Here is a 1,340-nt window from a genome sequence, read left to right as displayed (position 1 = left end):
GATCCGCGTAGCGGACGGGAAGCCAATTGCTTGGCTTTCCGAACAACGAACGCCCGAAGCGGCAGCGAAGGGCCGGTTCCGGTAGGACAGAGGGGGGTGTTTGCACGCCAGCAGCCCGTCATTTCGCGGGATTTATTCCGATGACAGTCGACGTTCACCCGCCCTGCTTCGTGCCGAAATCGACCTTCGGCGGCTGCATCTTGTCTTCGGCGACAGTGAAATTGGCAAAGGGCTCATTGCCGCGGAACCAGAAGGTCGCCCACAGCACCGAGGGGAAGGTCCTCAGCGTCAGATTGTAGTCCCTGACCGCCTGGATGTAGTCGCGCCGCGACACCGCGATGCGGTTCTCGGTGCCTTCGAGCTGGGCTTGCAGCGCCAGGAAATTCTGATTGGCCTTGAGGTCGGGATAGGCCTCCGAGACCGCGATCAGCCGCGACAGCGCGCTGGTCAGCCCCGCCTGGGCATCCTGAAACTTCTTGAGGGCTTCGGGATCCTTCAGCGTTTCCGGTGTTACCGTGATCTGCGTTGCCTTGGCGCGTGCCTCGACCACCGCGTCGAGCGTATCCTTTTCGTGCGAGGCATAACCCTTCACCGTCTCGACCAGATTGGGGATGAGGTCGGCGCGGCGCTGATACTGGTTCAGCACCTCGCTCCATGCCGCCCTGGCGTTTTCTTCCGCTGTGGGGATGGTGTTGTAGCCGCAGCCGGCAAGCAGCGGCAGCACGATCGCCATCATCAGGAAGGCGGGCAGCGTGCGGAAAATGGACGGCGAGGCAAGGCGCTGGGCAAACATGATGGGGTCCCTCGGTAGAAGTTGCACGCGAAGCATTACCACAATCAGCGCGCAAGAAAACCGCCCGGGCCGGCAGCCCCTCGCCTGCCATGCCCAATGCCGCTGCAAGGGTCTGTGATTGGCCGTACGAACGCGATAAGGCCCGCAAAACGGGACATCATCATGGCGGAGCGCCAGGACAGCGAGAAGGAATCGCGCCGTATCCTCGATCGCATCGCGCACGAGACGAATCCGGCGGGCGACTCGTTTGCGGGGCGGGCCGCGAAAGGCATGCGCGATCACGTCACCGCGGCCGATGCCGATCGCGCCGATCCGATCGAAGTCTGGGGCACCCGCTTTGGCCGCACGCTGGGCCTGCTGCTGGCGCTGGGCCTGATGGTCTGGCTCGTGCTTTACGTCATCCGGGGCAGTTAGGAATCAAACGACAATGAGCGCCGAACAAACCGACGCGCCGCGTGCGGTCATCGTCATTTCCAGCCATGTCGCGCGCGGCTCGGTCGGCAACCGTGCAGCCGTGTTTGCGCTGGAGACCCTGGGGTTCCCGGTC

At 63.6% G+C, this 1,340-nt stretch carries 2 protein-coding genes and 1 pseudogene; 2 read left to right on the top strand and 1 reads right to left on the bottom strand.

What is annotated here, in order from left to right:
• Nucleotides 1–154 precede the first annotated feature (154 nt).
• Nucleotides 155–793 carry a LemA family protein gene (locus tag EOC06_RS25585; protein ID WP_127269647.1) on the bottom strand — a complete coding sequence of 213 codons (639 nt, stop codon included), beginning with the start codon at nt 791–793 and terminating at the stop codon, nt 155–157.
• A 162-nt stretch (nt 794–955) separates the two neighbouring features.
• Here EOC06_RS25585 and EOC06_RS25580 point away from each other — a divergent pair, with 162 nt between their 5' ends.
• Together EOC06_RS25580 and EOC06_RS43485 are read left to right on the top strand one after the other, a co-directional pair.
• Nucleotides 956–1,207: a hypothetical protein gene (locus EOC06_RS25580; protein WP_127808777.1), complete on the top strand. Its 252-nt coding sequence runs from the start codon at nt 956–958 to the stop codon at nt 1,205–1,207.
• Between the two features lie 13 nt (nt 1,208–1,220).
• Nucleotides 1,221–1,340: pseudogene (locus tag EOC06_RS43485) on the top strand (pyridoxal kinase); the annotation flags it as partial.

It is taken from the genome of Mesorhizobium sp. M7A.F.Ca.MR.362.00.0.0 (assembly GCF_004023175.1).
In the GTDB taxonomy this organism is placed as follows: domain Bacteria; phylum Pseudomonadota; class Alphaproteobacteria; order Rhizobiales; family Rhizobiaceae; genus Mesorhizobium.
Note: the sequence above shows the minus strand (reverse complement) of the source record. Positions and strands in the feature narration are given on the sequence as shown.